18 protein-coding genes are annotated in these 16,862 nt (G+C 63.7%); 8 read left to right on the top strand and 10 right to left on the bottom strand.

The window, feature by feature from the left end; all coding sequences use genetic code 11:
- Positions 1–63 precede the first annotated feature (63 nt).
- Entirely contained in the window at positions 64–882 is an 819-nt protein-coding gene (locus HH213_RS25865; RefSeq protein ID WP_229263165.1) for a P-loop NTPase family protein, read from the top strand.
- Here the strand turns inward: HH213_RS25865 and HH213_RS25860 are convergent.
- Entirely contained in the window at positions 879–1,589 is a 711-nt protein-coding gene (locus HH213_RS25860; protein WP_174864434.1) for a nucleoside-diphosphate sugar epimerase/dehydratase, read from the bottom strand. The two genes, HH213_RS25865 and HH213_RS25860, sit on opposite strands and share 4 nt — an antisense overlap.
- Before the next feature lie 206 nt (positions 1,590–1,795).
- Between HH213_RS25860 and nadB the strand changes: the two genes are divergently transcribed.
- From nadB to HH213_RS25830, 6 genes are all read left to right on the top strand, one after another.
- Positions 1,796–3,406, top strand: a complete 1,611-nt coding sequence (gene nadB / locus HH213_RS25855; protein ID WP_169114161.1) for an L-aspartate oxidase — start codon at positions 1,796–1,798, stop codon at positions 3,404–3,406.
- Positions 3,403–3,936 carry a GNAT family N-acetyltransferase gene (locus tag HH213_RS25850; protein WP_169114160.1) on the top strand — a complete coding sequence of 178 codons (534 nt, stop codon included), beginning with the start codon at positions 3,403–3,405 and terminating at the stop codon, positions 3,934–3,936. Before nadB ends, HH213_RS25850 begins: the two co-directional genes overlap by 4 nt.
- Before the next feature lie 135 nt (positions 3,937–4,071).
- The gene (locus HH213_RS25845) at positions 4,072–6,267 is read left to right on the top strand and encodes a sensor histidine kinase (protein ID WP_169114159.1); all 2,196 of its coding nucleotides are present in this window, start codon (positions 4,072–4,074) and stop codon (positions 6,265–6,267) included.
- Positions 6,264–6,884, top strand: a complete 621-nt coding sequence (locus tag HH213_RS25840; RefSeq protein WP_169114158.1) for a response regulator transcription factor — start codon at positions 6,264–6,266, stop codon at positions 6,882–6,884. The genes HH213_RS25845 and HH213_RS25840 overlap by 4 nt, the downstream gene beginning before the upstream one ends.
- Positions 6,885–6,949: 65 nt before the next feature.
- Complete coding sequence (locus HH213_RS25835; RefSeq protein WP_110847926.1) at positions 6,950–7,333, top strand: response regulator transcription factor; 384 nt, start codon at positions 6,950–6,952, stop codon at positions 7,331–7,333.
- Entirely contained in the window at positions 7,330–7,896 is a 567-nt protein-coding gene (locus HH213_RS25830; protein WP_169114157.1) for a GGDEF domain-containing protein, read from the top strand. Before HH213_RS25835 ends, HH213_RS25830 begins: the two co-directional genes overlap by 4 nt.
- Here the strand turns inward: HH213_RS25830 and HH213_RS25825 are convergent.
- The 9 genes from HH213_RS25825 to queE form a co-directional block, all read right to left on the bottom strand.
- On the bottom strand, positions 7,883–8,620 hold the full coding sequence (locus tag HH213_RS25825) for a substrate-binding periplasmic protein (protein ID WP_169114156.1): 738 nt from the start codon (positions 8,618–8,620) through the stop codon (positions 7,883–7,885). The two genes, HH213_RS25830 and HH213_RS25825, sit on opposite strands and share 14 nt — an antisense overlap.
- 94 nt (positions 8,621–8,714) lie before the next feature.
- Entirely contained in the window at positions 8,715–9,581 is an 867-nt protein-coding gene (nadC, locus tag HH213_RS25820; protein WP_110847923.1) for a carboxylating nicotinate-nucleotide diphosphorylase, read from the bottom strand.
- Complete coding sequence (gene nadA, locus HH213_RS25815) at positions 9,581–10,735, bottom strand: quinolinate synthase NadA (protein ID WP_110847922.1); 1,155 nt, start codon at positions 10,733–10,735, stop codon at positions 9,581–9,583. Before nadA ends, nadC begins: the two co-directional genes overlap by 1 nt.
- A gap of 5 nt (positions 10,736–10,740) precedes the next feature.
- A complete protein-coding gene (locus tag HH213_RS25810; protein WP_110847921.1) occupies positions 10,741–12,342 on the bottom strand; it encodes an ABC-F family ATPase in 1,602 nt (533 codons plus the stop codon).
- A 104-nt stretch (positions 12,343–12,446) separates the two neighbouring features.
- Positions 12,447–13,367, bottom strand: a complete 921-nt coding sequence (locus tag HH213_RS25805) for an LD-carboxypeptidase (RefSeq protein ID WP_169114155.1) — start codon at positions 13,365–13,367, stop codon at positions 12,447–12,449.
- 10 nt (positions 13,368–13,377) lie between these two features.
- Positions 13,378–14,319, bottom strand: coding sequence for an alpha/beta fold hydrolase (locus HH213_RS25800; RefSeq protein ID WP_169114154.1), 942 nt, complete (start codon positions 14,317–14,319; stop codon positions 13,378–13,380).
- A 41-nt stretch (positions 14,320–14,360) separates the two neighbouring features.
- The gene (gene tadA / locus HH213_RS25795; RefSeq protein WP_169114153.1) at positions 14,361–14,846 is read right to left on the bottom strand and encodes a tRNA adenosine(34) deaminase TadA; all 486 of its coding nucleotides are present in this window, start codon (positions 14,844–14,846) and stop codon (positions 14,361–14,363) included.
- Complete coding sequence (queD, locus tag HH213_RS25790; protein ID WP_169114152.1) at positions 14,836–15,285, bottom strand: 6-carboxytetrahydropterin synthase QueD; 450 nt, start codon at positions 15,283–15,285, stop codon at positions 14,836–14,838. The genes tadA and queD overlap by 11 nt, the downstream gene beginning before the upstream one ends.
- A 3-nt stretch (positions 15,286–15,288) precedes the next feature.
- Complete coding sequence (gene queE / locus HH213_RS25785; protein ID WP_169114151.1) at positions 15,289–15,924, bottom strand: 7-carboxy-7-deazaguanine synthase; 636 nt, start codon at positions 15,922–15,924, stop codon at positions 15,289–15,291.
- Between the two features lie 142 nt (positions 15,925–16,066).
- Between queE and HH213_RS25780 the strand changes: the two genes are divergently transcribed.
- Positions 16,067–16,846 carry a sensor histidine kinase gene (locus tag HH213_RS25780; protein ID WP_169114150.1) on the top strand — a complete coding sequence of 260 codons (780 nt, stop codon included), beginning with the start codon at positions 16,067–16,069 and terminating at the stop codon, positions 16,844–16,846.
- Positions 16,847–16,862: the final 16 nt, after the last annotated feature.

Below are 16,862 nucleotides of genomic sequence, written 5' to 3'. Positions count from 1 at the left end.
AGGCAGATCATCTGAGCCACGGCCCGAGCGCCGATACTCCCAAATTGCGGAGGACAGGCGACGATGGAACACACACAAACCCACGAGGCATTTCGCGGCCAGTTGCGTGCCTTCACGCAGCAGCACCGCGCCGGCCATTGGCGCGGCAGTTTTGCCGAGTTCATGGAGCAGGTGCTGCCGCTGGCGCCGGTCCAGATGGCCCGCTCGTCACATCAATATATCTGGGACATGCTGCGCTGGAGCGGCAAGCAAGGCGATGACGGCAAGCTGCGCTGTTCGCTGTTCGCCGACGAGTTGTTTGGCATCGACGACGCCCTCGCCCGCGTTGCCGATTATTTCAAGGCGGCGGCGGCCGGGTCCGAGGTAGGACGGCGCTTGCTGTTGTTGCTGGGGCCGCCCTCTGGCGGCAAATCAACGCTGGTGATCCGCCTCAAGCGCGGCTTGGAGGAATACAGTTACACCGACGTCGGCGCCATGTACGGCATCGCCGGCTGTCCGGTGCATGAATCGCCGCTGCATCTGGTGCCGCACACGCTACGCGCCGGCTTCCGCGACAGTTACGGCGTCGACGTGGTCGGCGAACTATGTCCGTATTGCCGCATGCGGCTGGAACATGAGTTGGGCGGCGATTTCCTGCGCATGCCGGTCGAGCGCATCTTCATCTCCGAGGCCGGCCGCAGCGCGATCGGCACCTACGCGCCGCATGACCCGAATACCGCCGATGTGGCCGATCTGGTCGGCTCGGTCGACCTGTCGCGCGTGGCCGAGTATGGCGACGAAGGCGATCCGCGCGCGTGGTCGTGGTCCGGCACCGTGTACGCGGCCAGCCGCGGCGTGCTGGAAATGATTGAAATCCTCAAGGTGAAGCGCGAATTCCTCTAACTCGGTTGCAGCGAATCGACGCGGATCTGGCACGCTTCGCGTTCGAAGAACGTCGCGGCATCGGTTACAGGCACGCCGCCCAGTGCGCATTCAAGCAACTGGCGCACCGGGAATGCGCCGTTGCGCCGGTCGCCCACCGTGACGACGATTTCATCGGCGGCATAACGCCGCGCCAGCGTCAGCAACGGCAAGTCGGCCGGTAGCAGCATGGCCGACGGCACCGCGCGCATCTCGCCTTGCACCGGCACAAAGCCCACCACCCGGAACGGATGAAATCCGGCGCTGCTGGCCGCCAGCGCCAGACACTCGCGCGCAATCGCGCCGTCGCCGACGATGATCAGCCGCCGCTCCAGCATGCTCGACTGTGCCGAGGTGAACACCACCAGCCGGGCCAGCAGCACCGCGCCGCCACCCAGCAGGAACACCATGCTGCCCAGCCGCCCCAGCTGCATTTCCGGCAACAGCGCCGCCAGCAGTTGCATCAAGCCAAATCCCAAAGCCAGCGACGGCATGATGCGCAAGACGATGCTTTTGATGTCCTCGCGTGACTGGTCATGCTGATACATGCCTAGCGTGCCCATGCTGAATACCATGATCAACGCAAACGCCAGCGCAGGCATATACCGTTGCCCCGGGTCAGACAGCCACAGCGGCGAACTGGCGATGCCCGCCGCCAGCAATATGGATAGTTCCAGCAACAGCAGCATGAACGCTACCCTGGATACATAATGATGAAAGATCCTGATCACGATAGACTCCCCGACGGAGCTTTCATGATGAGGAACACTGCAAAACGCCGTTTTGACCACCCACAACCAGCACGCAATCCACTCATCAAAAAGGGCTTTTGTGACGCTCCTATGACAAATAGACTATAGTCATGGTTCATTTACCTTCACGTAATAATGTAACCATGAAATTTGATGTTGCAATTGTCGGTAGCGGATTGGCAGGCCTGTCGGTCGCCCTGCACCTGGCCGAAACGCGCACTGTAGCGATTATTTCCAAACGTGCCCTGCGGGACGGCGCCAGCAACTGGGCCCAGGGCGGCATTGCCGCCGTACTGGACTCTGGCGACAGCCACACCCAGCACATTGATGACACCCTGATCGCCGGCGGCGGCCTGTGCGACGAAGGCGCCACGCGCTACATCGTCGAACACGGCCGTGAAGCGATCGAATGGCTGATCGACCAGGGCGTGCCGTTTACCCGCGACGAGTCGGCGGAAATGGGCTTCCACCTGACCCGCGAAGGCGGCCATAGTCAGCGCCGCATCATCCACGCCGCCGACGCCACCGGCAATGCGGTGCAAACCACGCTGGAAGAAAAAGTCCGCGCGCATCCGAATATCACGCTGTTCGAGCACCACTGCGCGATTGACCTGATCACCTCCGACAAGGTCGACGCCAACAAAAAAGGTTCGCAACCGAAGTGCTACGGCCTGTACGTGCAGGACGAGCGTACCGGTCAAGTGCACACCTTTGCAGCAGAACACACGGTGATGTGTACCGGTGGAGCCGGCAAAGTGTACCTGTACACCACCAATCCAGACACCGCCAGCGGCGACGGCATCGCCATGGCATGGCGCGCCGGTTGCCGGGTGTCGAACATGGAATTCATCCAGTTCCATCCGACCTGCCTGTATCACCCGTACGCCAAGTCCTTCCTGATTACCGAAGCGATACGCGGCGAAGGCGGCTTGCTGAAGCTGCCGCCGGAAGCCGGCGCCGCCGCCGGCCAGCGTTTCATGCTGGCCCACGACGAACGCGCCGAACTGGCGCCGCGCGACGTGGTGGCGCGCGCCATCGACTTCGAGATCAAGAAGCGCGGCCTGGATTACGTTCATCTGGACATCAGCCACAAGCCGGCCGAGTTCCTGATCGAGCACTTCCCGACCATTTACGCGCGTTGCATGGAACTGGGCATCGACATCACCAAGCAGCCGATTCCCGTGGTGCCGGCCGCGCACTATACCTGCGGCGGCGTGGTCACCGACATGCACGGCCGTACCGACCTGCCCGGCCTGTACGCGGTCGGCGAAACCGCCTGCACCGGCCTGCACGGCGCCAACCGCCTGGCCAGCAATTCGCTGCTGGAATGCGTGGTGATCGGCCGCGCCTGCGCGATGGACATCACGTCCAAGGAAAAAGGCGAAGTACCCTACCTGCCGGATTGGGACGAAAGCCGGGTCGGCGACGCCGACGAGGAAGTGGTCATCTCGCACAACTGGGATGAACTGCGCCGCTTCATGTGGAACTACGTCGGCATCGTCCGCACCAGCAAACGCCTGGAACGCGCGCAGCACCGCCTGGCGCTGCTGAAGGAAGAAATCGACGAGTACTACCGCAACTTCCGCGTCACGCATGACCTGCTGGAGCTGCGCAACCTGGTCGAGGTGGCGAGCCTGATCGTCAACAGCGCCTTGTTGCGGCGGGAAAGCCGTGGCCTGCACTTCAGCCGCGACTACCCGGAGACCCTGGCCAAGGCCCTGCCGTCGATCCTGACGCCGCCGCGCCGTAAATGACGATCCGGGTCCGCCACGCCACGCCGGCCGACATTCCGGCCATGGAAGCGCTGATTGCGCGCTCCGGCATTGCGCTGAGCGCCGGCTTCTACACGCCAGAGCAGGCGCAAGCCGTTACGCGCTACGTATTCGGTGTGGACACGCAACTGGTGGCGGACCAGACCTACTTCATCATCGAAAAAGATGACCAGCTAGCCGCTTGCGGCGGCTGGAGCAAGCGCAGCACCCTGTTCGGCGCCGACCGCACCAAGCAAGGCGCCGATCCACTGCTGGACCCGGCCACCGAAGCAGCCCGCATCCGCGCCTTCTTTGTCGAGCCATCGGCGGCGCGGCAAGGCCTGGGCCGCATGCTGTTGCAGCACTGCACCGATGCTGCAGCGGCCGGTGGCTTCACCACGCTGGAACTGGCCGCCACCATGCCCGGCGTACCGTTGTATCAGGCCTGCGGCTTCGAGATCGTCGCGCCGATCGACATCACGCTACCCGGCGGCGTGCAGGTGCCGCTGGCGAAGATGCGCAAGACGATCTGAGCGCCATGCCGGCGCGATTGTTGTCCGCAGGCTACTAGTAGCAAATAAAGCATCCTTCTTCCCCTTGCCGGCGAGCGTTGTGGTTACAATCGATCATCACTCGCCATGGCTGCCTTCACCGGCCGTCGCGCTCACATGGGTCTCTCATTTTTGCGAAACTGGAAGCAGGCGCCAAGCGTCAACACCAGTCTCACGGCCCTGGTCATCGCTTGCATCCTGCCAGTCTCGGCCGTGGCGGCCGCGCTCATCCTCAGCTTCTACCACAAGGAACGCGCTCAGCTGATCAGCAACACCATCGGTCGCGCGCGCGCCGCCATCACTGCGGTGGACCATGACTTTGGCACCGCCACCACCGCGCTAGGCGCGCTCGGCACTTCGCGCATGCTGCTGAGCGGCGACCTGCAAGGCTTTCATTCGCGCGCCACCACAGTGCTCGCCAGCATGCATGCCGACAGTATCCTGGTGCTCGACGCCAGCGGCAAGATGTTGATGACCACCCGCCTGCCGTACGGCCAGCCGCTGCCGACGCTCAGCAGCACGCCGCTGCTGCGCCGCATCCTCGCCAGCGGCAAGCCGGGCGTGTCGGACTTGTTTATGGGGCCGCTCAACCGGCAACTGATCTACACGGTCGGCGTGCCGGTGTGGCGCGACGGCCGCATCGTCATGACGCTGAACGCCACCGCCACCTCGGCGCAACTGGCCCACGTGCTGGTCGAACAGCAGTTGCCCCCAACCTGGCGCGCCAGCGTGCTGGACGCCAGCGGCCGCGTGGTCACGCGCTCCCACGAGATCGAAAAATATGTCGGCCAGCGGCTCAGCGACGCGCAGCTACGGCTCGCTGCCGTCGCCACCGAAGGCGGCTTCGATAGCACCACGCTGGACGGCATCGACGTCTTCGTCGTGTTCAGCCGTTCGCCGCTGAGCGGCTGGACCGTCTTTCTCGGCATCCCGCGCGACGAGCTGACCGCCGGCCTGCGCGCCAACACGGCCTGGCTGGCGGTTGCCACGTTGGCGGCGCTGGCGGCCGGCCTGACGCTGGCTGCGCTGGTCGGCCGCCGCATCACACGCTCGGTACAGGCGCTGATTCCGCCGGCGCAGGCCATCGGCAACGGCGACGCTCCGGCCATCCCGCCGCTACACTTCAAGGAAGCCAATGAACTGGGGCAAGCGCTGCGTAATGCCGGCGCCAGCGTGCGCGAAGCCCGTGCCGCTTCGCAGGAAAGCGAACAGCGGCTATTGCTGGCAGCCGACGCCGCCCATCTCGGCATCTGGATCCGGGATCTGACACGGCAGCAGATATGGCTCTCCGAACAGTGGCGATCCCTGTTCGGTTTCAGCGCCGGCCAGCCGGTGGCACTGGCCGATCTGCTGGCGCGTGTGCATGCGGACGACCGCGCCGCTGTCCAGCGCACGCTCGATAATGCCGAGCTCGGCGTACCGCGCTACGAGATGGAATACCGCATCACGCGGCCCGACGGCGCCTTGCGCTGGATCGGCTCGCACGGCAGTGTGGAAACCGGTGCCGACGGCCGGCCGGCGCTGGTGCGCGGCGTCTCGCTCGACATCACCGCCCGCAAGCTTGCCGAGCTCGATGCACAGCAAAAGCAGAAAGAAGTGACCCACCTGGGGCGCCTGGCGGTGCTCGGCGAACTGTCTGGCGCGCTTGCGCACGAGCTGAACCAGCCCTTGACGGCCATCCTCAGCAACGCCCAGGCGGCGCGCCGCTTCCTCGAACGGCAACCACCGGACCTGGCCGAAATCGACGAGATCCTGCGCGACATCGTCGACGAAGACCGCCGCGCCGGCGAGGTGATCCAGCGTCTGCGACGCCTGTTCGACAAGGGCGGCACGCCGCGCACGCTGGTCGACCTGAATCAGCTGACGCGCGACGTCATCCGCCTGCTGCGCAATGACCTGATCAACCACGGCATCGCCGTGCACACCGAGCTGTCGGCCACCCCGGTGATCGCCAGCGCCGACGCCGTGCAACTGCAGCAGGTGCTGATCAACCTGCTGATGAACGCCTGCGACGCCATGGCCGGCGCAGCACCCGACAACGCCGTGATTGTGGTGCGCTGCGCCACAATCGGCGCCGAGGGCGAGGCCGTGCAGCTGAGTGTGGTCGACCGCGGCGCCGGCATTCCGGCCGCCGACCTGAGCCACATCTTCGATCCGTTCTACACTACCAAGGAGCGCGGCATGGGGCTGGGTTTATCGATCTGTCGCAACATCGTCGCCGCCCACGACGGCCAGCTGTGGGCCGAGAACAACCCCGACGTTGGCGCCAGCGTCCACCTGCGCCTGCCGCAGGCGAAAGCACACCCCGCATGAGCACGGACGCAAACGTGTTTCTGGTCGACGACCAGCCGGCCGTGCTGAAAAGCCTGACGCGGCTGCTGACGGCGGCTGGCTACACGGTGCAGCCCTACCAAACGGCGCAAGCCTTCCTTGACAGCGGCAATGCTGGCGCCGAGGGCTGCCTGGTGCTTGACATGTCGATGCCGGAGATGAACGGCCTGGCCCTCCAACAGGCACTGGCGCAGCGCGCCAGCCTGCTGCTGATCATATTCCTGACCGGGCACGGCGATCTGGACAGCGGCATCCGCGCGATGAAGCTGGGCGCCGCCGACTTCCTGACCAAGCCGGTCGACGACAGCCGGCTGATCGCCGCCATCGAACAGGCCTTGCAGCGCAACCGCCAGCTGCGCGCCGACGACGCCGAACGCGCCGAACTCAACGAGCGCCTGCACAGCCTGACACCGCGCGAGGTCGAGGTGATGAACCTGGTCATTGAAGGGCTGCTCAACAAGCAGATCGCGGCGCAACTCGGCACCGTGGAAAAGACCGTCAAGGTGCACCGCGCCCGCGTCATGACGAAAATGCAAGTGCGCTCGGTGACGGCCCTGGTGCGGCTGGTCGACCGCCTGCGCGCCGGCCCGCCGCCGTAGACGCCGCGCGGGCGTTGGCCCAAGGTCCAATATCGCGCCGCCGGCAAGCGCGCTATCGTCACAGCATGGACACCACACTACCCTGGGTTGCTGTAGTCGACGACGAAGAAAGCATCCGTCGCGCGCTGCTGCGCTTGCTGCGCTCGGCCGGCATCCCTGCCCTCGCCTTCGACGGCGCCGACAGTTTTCTCGCCGCGCTGCCGGCCGGCGCTCCATGCTGCGCGCTGCTGGACATTCACATGCCGCGGCGCTCCGGCCTGGAGTTGCAGGCGCTGCTGGCCGATCAGGCGCCGCAGACCGGCGTCATCATCATGACCGGGCATCACACGCCGGAAGAATATGCCCGTGCGCAGCACTACCGGCCATTGGCCTACCTGCACAAACCGGTGAACGATCTGCAATTGCTGGCCGCCATCGGCGCCGTCTGTCCTTCCTGGAGTCTGTCATGAACCTCGCTACCTGCCCACACCCCGCAGCTAACCCCCATCTGGCCGACCCCAGCTACGACAATGTGACCACCTTGCCAACGCGCACGCCTTTCGCGCGTACGCTGGCCCAGCAACTGGTGGCGTTCTGGCCGCGCGCCAGCACGCTGATGCTGATCGACCTCGATGGATTCACCGCCGTCAACAGCAGCCTTGGCCAGGCGGCCGGTGATGAAATCCTGCGCCAGTTCACCCAGCGGCTGCGCAACCTCGCACCGCAACGCGCCATGCTGGGGCGACTTGGCAGCGATGAATTCGCACTACTGCTGCCGGGCCATCCGGACCTGCATGCGGCGGCGCGCATGGCGACGCAGATCCGCAGCGCGCTGGATACACCGTTCGACCTGCCGGGCGGCGAACTGCTGCTCAGCGCCTGCATCGGCATCGCCAGCTGCCCAGCGCACGGCGTCGATGACGCCTCGCTGATCCAGTGCGCCAGCATCGCGCTGCGCCAGGCCAAGCAACAAGGGAGGGATGTCTGCTGCTTCTACGCCAACCCCACGGCGCCAGCGATCAGGGCACGGTAACGCCGAAGCGGCGCGCCAGTCGTTGCAGTTCACCGCTCTTGCGCATGTCGGCCAGCAGCTGGTCCATCTGCGCCGGCAGGTCGCGCTGGCGCGGCGCGAGCGGATAGGCGAAGTAGGCATCCTGCACGTCGATCAGAGGCGCCAGCGCCATCACCGTGTCCTGCAGGCCAAGGGCTGTCACCACCGGGTCGGTGTCGCGGCGGTTGGTGGCAAACATCTCCACATGGCCGATGGCCAGCATCTTCAAGCCACTTTCGACCGAATTGGCCACGCTGATATTGAGCTGCGCCTGTGCGCGGGTGAAGGCCGGGCCGTAGGTCCAGCCGTTGAGCGTGACAATGCGCCGGCCCTTGAGCATGTCGTAATCCCCCTCCCAGATCGGCATGCGGTCGGCGCGCACGTAAAACGCCACCTGGTCGCGGAAAAACGGCTGCGCGCTGAAGCGCATGGTGCGTTGACGCTCGACTGATTTGTACGGGCCGATCAGCACATCGGCGGCGCCGCTGTTAATCAATTCCTGCGCGCGCCGCCACGGGTAAAGCTCGAAACGCAGATGATAGCCATGGCGCCCGGCGTACAGGCGCAACAACTCCACGCCCATGCCGGCGAAATCGCCGTTGTCGCGGCGTTCGTAAATACCTTCAAAGCGGGTTCCCACCACCAGCAGCTCGCGCGCTGCAACCTGGCGGGCAAAAGATGATAGCGGCACGGCGTCAAGCGCCATGCCGCACAAGCCAGTCAAATAAAGCCGACGTGCTTTCCGCAAGCGGGTCTCCCCTGCCGGAGAATCCGGCATCCTGCGGTTGATTCTACGCGGGTTAGCCGACGATGCGCAAAGAATAATCGGTTGCCCGGATATCCTTGGTAAGGCTGCCGATCGAGATGCGGTCGACGCCCGTTTCGGCAATCGCGCGCACGGTGTCGAAGTTGATGCCGCCCGAGGCTTCCAGCAGCGCGCGGCCGGCGTTGATCACCACCGCTTCGCGCATCATGCCGGTGTCGAAGTTATCCAGCAGGATGGAGACGGCGCCCGCATCCAGTGCTTCCTTCAACTCATCCAGCGATTCCACTTCCACCTGGATCGATACGCCCTTGTCCAGCGCCTTGGCTGCCAGCACCGCGTTGGTGATGCCGCCCGCCGCAGCAATGTGGTTTTCCTTGATCAGGATACCGTCGTACAGCGCCAGACGCTGATTCTGGCCGCCGCCCACGCGCACCGCATACTTCTGCGCCAGGCGCAGGCCCGGTAAAGTTTTGCGGGTGTCGAGAATCGCGGCGCGGGTGCCTGCGATTACGTCCACATACTTGCGGGTGGCGGTGGCCACGCCAGACAGCAGCTGCATGAAGTTGAGTGCCCCGCGTTCCGCCGTCAGCAGCGCGCGCGCCGGACCTTCGATGGTGCAGACCACGCTGTCGGCCTTCATCAAATCGCCTTCGGCGTACTGCCAGTCGATTTCGATCCCGGCCTGCATGCAGTTCATCACGCCTTCAAACCACGGCGCGCCGCACAGCACCGCATCCTCGCGCACGATCACGCGTGCCTTGGCACGGCCGCCTTCCGGCACCAGCAAACCAGTCAGGTCGCCAGTGCCGACATCTTCCAGCAACGCCGCCAGCAGATTGGATTCAAAGGCCGATTTCAACGCGTCGTCAAACGGCGCGAACTTGTTTACCAGAGTGCTCATCATGCAGGGCCGATTCCCGAAAACAGTTTTGCTTCTTGCGCCAGATCCGGACCTGGCTGCACCTTGGCCTTCTTGGCCGCAGCGAAGTCCAGCATGCGCGTGATCGAGGTCACCGCCTGCTTGCCGATTTCCGCATCGACGAAGATTTCGTGGGCGGCGCTGGCTACCGGATCGTCCATCTTTTCCAGCACGTCGGCCAGGTTTTGCAGGCCGTTCATCGCCATCCACGGGCAGTGCGCGCAGCTCTTGCAGGTGGCGCTGTTGCCGGCGGTCGGCGCTTCAATGAAACGCTTGCCCGGTGCAGCGGCGCGCATTTTGTGCAGGATGCCGTTGTCGGTGGCGACGATAAAGGTATCGGCGTCCGATTCCACCGCAGCGTTGATGATCTGCGTGGTCGAGCCGACGACATCGGCCAGCGCCACCACATTGGCCGGCGACTCCGGGTGCACCAGGATCTTCGCCTGCGGGTACTGAGCCTTCAGCAGTTCCAGTTCCACGCCCTTGAATTCATCGTGCACCAGGCAGGAGCCCTGCCACAGCAGCATGTCGGCGCCGGTCTGCTTCTGGATGTAGGAACCCAGATGCTTGTCCGGCGCCCACAGGATCTTCTTGCCCTGCTCGTGCAGGTGCTTGACGATATCCAGCCCAATCGACGACGTCACCATCCAGTCGGCGCGCGCCTTGACGGCGGCGCTGGTGTTGGCATACACCACCACCGTGCGGTCCGGATGGGCATCGCAGTAGGCGGCAAATTCGTCGGCCGGGCAGCCCAGGTCCAGCGAACAGGTCGCGTCCAGGTCCGGCATCAGGATGCGCTTTTCCGGGCTGAGGATCTTGGCCGTTTCGCCCATGAAGCGCACGCCCGCCACCACCAGCGTCTTGGCCGGATGATCGCGGCCAAAGCGCGCCATCTCCAGCGAATCGGAGACGCAGCCGCCGGTTTCCTCGGCCAGATCCTGCAAGTCGGCGTCCACATAATAGTGCGACACCAGCACTGCCTGCTTTTCCTTCAACAGGCGCTTGATGCGTTCTTTGAGCTCCACGCGCTGTTCGGCGCTGGGAGTCGCTGGCGTGCGCGCCCACGCATGGGCTACGCAGCTGGCGCCGTCTTGTGGATGCTCGTACTCGACGGGTTTGATCTCGATGGCTTGCATGATGGTTAGTCGATACCTTGGCTGGTCAGATATTCTTCGTAGCCGCCACGGAAGTCGACCACTTCGTTTTCTTTGATTTCGATGATGCGGGTCGCCAGCGACGACACGAACTCACGGTCGTGCGAGACGAAGATCAGCGTGCCGGCGTATTTGTCCAGCGCGATGTTCAGCGACTCGATCGATTCCATGTCCATGTGGTTGGTCGGCTCATCCAGCAGCAGCACGTTGTGACGGCCCAGCATCAGCTTACCGTACATCATGCGGCCTTTTTCACCACCGGACAGCACCCGCACCGACTTCTTCACCTCGTCGCCGCCGAACAGCAGGCGGCCCAGGATCGAGCGCACGGCCTGGTCGTCGTCGCCTTCCTTGGTCCATTTGCCCATCCAGTCGGTCAGCGAAATGTCGGTCGCGAAGTCCTCGGTCGGATCTTGCGGCATGTAGCCGACGTTGGCGTTTTCCGCCCACTTGACCATGCCGTGATCGGCGTGCAGGCCGGCGATGTCGTCACCGCCGATGCAACGCAGCAGCGTGGTTTTACCGGCGCCGTTGGCGCCGATGATCGCGATGCGTTCGCCCGCTTCAACCATGATGCTGAAGTTGTTGAACAACGTGCGGTCGTATTTTTTGCTGATGCTGTCGGTTTCCACGGCCAGACGGTGCAGCTTCTTCTCGCCTTCGAAGCGCACGAACGGATAGGCGCGCGACGACGGCTTGATGTCTTCCACCTTGATCTTGTCAATCATCTTGGCGCGCGAGGTTGCCTGGCGGGCCTTGGACTTGTTGGCCGAGAAGCGGCGCACGAAGTCCTGCAGCTCGGCGACTTTCTCTTTCGCCTTGGCGTTGTTGGCCAGCTGCTGGTTGCGCGCTTGGGTCGACGCCAGCATGTAGTCGTCGTAGTTGCCTGGGTAGATCTTCAGCGTGCCGTAATCCATGTCCGCGACGTGGGTGCACACCTGGTTCAGGAAGTGGCGATCGTGGGAAATGATGATCATGGTGGAGTTGCGCTCGTTGAGCACATCTTCCAGCCAGCGGATGGTGTTGATGTCCAGGTTATTGGTTGGTTCGTCGAGCAGCAGGATGTCCGGGTTGGAGAACAGCGCCTGTGCCAGCAGCACGCGCAGCTTCCAGCCTGGCGACACGGCGCTCATCAGGCCCTGGTGCTGATCGATGCTGATGCCGACGCCCAGCAGCAGTTCGCCGGCGCGCGATTCGGCGGTGTAGCCGTCGTACTCTGACACTTTGCCTTCCAGTTCGGCGGCTTTCATGTAGTCGTCGTCGGTGGCGTCCGGGTTGGCGTAGATCGCATCGCGTTCGGAAATCGCGGCCCACATTTCGGTGTGGCCCATCATCACCACGTCCAGCACGCGCATGTCTTCGAATGCAAACTGGTCCTGACGCAGCTTACCGAGGCGCTCGTTCAGATCCAGCATCACGTTGCCGCCCGACGGTTCCAGATCGCCACCGAGGATTTTCATGAACGTGGACTTGCCGCAGCCGTTGGCGCCGATCAGGCCATAACGGTTGCCATCGCCGAACTTGACGGAGATGTTTTCAAACAGCGGCTTGGCGCCGAATTGCATCGTGATGTTTGCTGTAGAGAGCATTGTGGATTTGGACCTTGCAGATTAGGTAGAGCGGAAAGACGAAATTATACAGCAACCAAGATGGATCACGTGTTACCCCATATAAAACAAGCACTTACGCGATTCTACAAGGTCAAATAATCGCTGATCGCCAGTTCCAGGCTGCGCGTGGTCGAAGTCAGGTGTGCCTTGCCGCCGTACGGCAGCGTGGCGCGTTCCTTGATGTGGCCGAATGGCAGCCCGGTCAGGACTGGGATCGGCAGCGTGGCCCGAAGGTAGGCCAGCATGGCCTCGAAGTCGTAGCCGTTGTCCATCGCGTTTAACTTGTAACCCGAGAAATCGCCTAGCACCAGCGCCTGTTGTCCGTCCAGCGCGCCGGCGTAGAACAGTTGCAGCACCATGCGTTCCACCCGGTATGGATGTTCGCTGATGTCCTCGATGAAGCAAATCCCACCGTCCAGCGCCTGGAAATACGGGGTGCCGAGCAGGCTGACCATCATCGCCAGGTTGCCGCCCCATAGCTTGCCGCTGAGATCCACCACCGGATTATCCGCGCCGCCATCGGCGACGGCGCCCCGTACGGTATGCACCGGCCCGCGCACGCAGTCCCAGAACTGCTTGATGGTGTAGGCGACCGGCTCGTCGCGTGTGAAATCGTCGCACATCATCGGGCCGCCTAAGCTGGTGCGGCCGGTCTGCTTGAATAGCGGCATCTGGAAGGCGGTGAAGTCGCTGTAGCCGACAAACAGCTTGCCGCTGTCGGCCATCTTGCCAAAGTCGATCATCGGCAACAGGCGCGACATGCCGTACGAGCCGCGCACCGCCATCACGATCTGCACCGCCGGATCAGCGGCGGCGGCGTTCAGTTGCGCCAGGCGCCACGACTCGGTGCCGCCGAAACGCTGGAATTTCTTGTCGTCGTCGTAGTAGTTATGGACCAGGAAGCCCTGCTGTTCCAGACACTGCACGCCGCGCTGCAAAGCGTCATTGTCCGGCGGACGGCCGCTCGGTGCGGCAATCGCGATACCGATTTTGGATGTACTCAAAATGTCTCTGTCAGTGATGGGTGCCGCTGCCGGCACGATGCGGCGTCAGCGGAGGAAGTTCCGGCGCCATATTACCCCGCAGATGATGGTCGAGCAAGGCCAGTAGGCGCTCGATCAGTTGCGCCGGCAGATCGTGCCCCATGCCTTCGATAACCTCCAGCCGCGCGCCAGGTATGGCCCGCGCGGTATCGATGCCGCACGCCACCGGCACCAGCGGGTCGGCCGCGCCATGAATGACCAGCGAAGGACAGCGTATCTTGCGCAGCAGCGGCGTGCGGTCGCCCGATCCGACAATCGCCACCAGCTGCCGCGCCACGCCGTCCGGATTGGCGCCGCGATCGATCGCACGTTCGATATTGGCGCGCATCACCCGCTCGGGCGTGGGAAAAGATGGACTGCCGATCACCCGGTAGACGTTAACCACCCGGTCCACCACCGCCTTGCGGTCCGCAGGATCGGCCGAACGCATCATGGCGTTGCGCGCCGCCGCCGTCGGACCGGGCAAGCCGCGCTTGCCGCTGCTGGACATGATGGAAGTGAGGCTGAGCGTGCGCGCGCTAAAACGCGACGCGAAGATCTGGGCGATCATACCGCCCATGGAAACGCCGACCACGTGCGCCTGCGCGATGCCCAGCGCATCAAGCAGACCGGCGGCATCGTCCGCCATGTCGTGCAGCGTATAGCCGCCGGTCTGCTTCAGGCCGAACAGGGATTTCACATACACCCACACCAGGTTGGGCTTTTTATGCTGAGGGAATTTGGTGGACAGGCCGATGTCGCGGTTGTCGAAGCGGATCACGTAATAGCCCTGCTCCACCAGGCCGTCGACCAGATCCTGCGGCCAGGCAATCAGCTGCATGCCCAGCCCCATGATTAGCAGCACCGGCGGATTGAGCGGACTGCCGCTGGTTTCGTAGGCAATCGTGATGCCATTTACTTGTGCGGTAGCCAAGACTATCTCCCAGATAACACCTGGGATTCAGCATACCATTTTTATTCTGCCGTGGCGCGTCTGGCAGCGGTGGCCGCCGCGCGACGGGCGGCAAAGAAGTTTTTCAGCATGGCGCCGCACTCCTCGGCCATGACGCCGCCGACGATCTCGGTGTGGTGATTTAGCAGCTCCTGCTCGAACAGGTTGAGCACCGAGCCGCAGGCGCCGGTTTTCGGATCACTGGCGCCGAACACCACCTTCGCCAGCCGCGCATGCATCATTGCGCCCGAGCACATCACGCACGGCTCCAGCGTCACATACAACTCACAGCCGGGCAGACGGTAATTGCCCAGCTTTTCGGCGGCGGCGCGCAAGGCGACGATTTCCGCGTGCGCGGTCGGATCGTGCCGGCCGATCGGCTGGTTGCAACCGACCGCGATCACCTCGCCATCCTTGACGACGACAGCGCCGACCGGCACCTCGCCGAGGTCCCACGCTTGCCGCGCCTGTTCCAGCGCCAGCTGCATGATGGCCGTATCAGACACCATCGGTGATCTCGGCCCAGCAGTTCGGGGTTTCGTGCAACACCAGCTTGTGCAGGTGCAGGCCGGTGCCGTAACGGTCCTTGTAAGCCGCCTTGAGGATGTCGAAGGCGACGCGCGCCAGGTTTTCCACGGTCGGAATACGGTCGATCACCACAGTCTTGTGGTCCGGCAACGAGGCCAGGAACTCGCGCACCGCGTTGTCCTTCTCGTAGACGATGAAGGCGTGATCCCAGACATCGACCAGGTGCTCCTTGGCCAGCGACTTGATGTCGGAGAAGTCCATGATCATGCCGTTGTCGGAACTGCCTTCAACGTCGATGACATTGCCGGTCAGCGTGATTTCCAGCGTGTAGCGGTGGCCGTGCAGGTTGCGGCACTGGCTTTTATGGTCGGGAATACGGTGGCCGGCGTCGAATTCCAGCTTGCGGGTGATGGTCAGCATTGATTAGGGTATCTGTAAAAGTTTATGGGTTTGCAAGCTCAGTTTCCACTTCGGGTTGCGCTTGCAGGTTTCGATCGCCAGCCTGGTATTGAACTCGGCCAGCGGGCCATCCATGGCCTGCACGAAGAAATTCTCGAAGTCCAGTTGTTCGTAGACCGACAAATCCTGGTTGGTCTGCGGGATCACGACCTTGATTTCGCTGCCTTTTTTGACCACCAGTTCCGAGCCCATTTTCGGGCTGACGCAGATCCAGTCGACGCCGTCCGGCACCGGCAGCGTGCCGTTGGTTTCAATCGCGATGGTAAAGCCAACCGCGTGCATGGCGTCGATCAGCGGCGTATCCAGTTGCAGCAGCGGTTCGCCGCCGGTGAACACCACGTACTTGCTGGCAATATAAGTTTCCGGCCACAGCGCATTGATGGTCGCGGCCAGTTCCTCAGGCGATTTGAACTTGCCGCCGCCTTCGCCGTCGGTGCCGACAAAGTCGGTATCGCAGAACTGGCAAATGGCGCTGGCGCGGTCGCTTTCGCGGCCGGTCCACAGGTTGCAGCCGGAGAAGCGGCAGAACACCGCCGGGCGGCCGGCGTGGGCGCCCTCACCTTGCAACGTGTAGAAAATCTCTTTGATGCTGTAAGTCACGATAATTCCTGATAGGACAACCCTCAATTATATCCCACGCCACAGATTTCCGGAAAGCATGCTCAGATATTGACATTTCACAAACCTTCCCGGCGGCGAGGCGGCTAAGGTCATAGGTGGGTCCACTCTGGGAAGATACACCATGAGACATGCGCCGCCACTGCTGGAAATCGACGTCATTTGCGCCAGCATCTGCGTGCTGACTTGCGCCGCCTGCTTGTGGCTGTGGTGGCGACAGCGCGTCCACACCCTGCGGGCGCTGAAGGAAGCGCGCCGTCAGGTGGCGCGGCTGGGCGCCAGCCAGCAATCACTGCGCGACGCCGAACGCCGCCGCATCGCCCGCGACCTGCATGATGATCTCGGCCAGCAACTGCTGGCGCTCGGCATGGACACCGCCGCGCTGGCACGCCAGTATCCAGCATTGCAAGCGCCGCTGGACCGGCTGGCCCAGCGCGTCCAGCAAGCCACGCGGTCCATGCGCGCGATTGTCGACGACTTGCCGGCCGAAGCGCTGGCATCCGGCCTGGAAGGCGCGGTGCAGCAGCAGATCGACCAGTTCGCCCGCCTGAGCGGCATCCGCTGCCGGCTGGACGCCGCGCCGGACGCCTTTGCCGGCCGCCCGGGTCACGGCATGGACAACATCGTCTACCGCGTGCTGCAAGAATCGCTGAGCAACATCGTGCGCCATGCCCAGGCGTCCGAAGTGTGCGTCCGCCTGCGCCGCCAGGAGCACAGCCTGAGCTTGATCGTGCGCGACAACGGCGTCGGCCTGCCGCAGCCCAGGGCTGTCCTCGGCGCCGGACGGCGCAGCCACGGCCTGCGCGGCATCGCCCAGCGCGTGGCCGAAGCCGGCGGCCGCTTCGACATCGCCAGCGAACCCGGCGCCGGCACGGCGTTGACCATGTCCTTCCCTCTTCCATAAAAACAACCAAGGCGCG

The sequence above is a fragment of the Duganella dendranthematis genome, from assembly GCF_012849375.1.
Taxonomy (GTDB): domain Bacteria; phylum Pseudomonadota; class Gammaproteobacteria; order Burkholderiales; family Burkholderiaceae_D; genus Rugamonas; species Rugamonas dendranthematis.
This window is presented reverse-complemented; position numbering and strand designations above follow the sequence as displayed.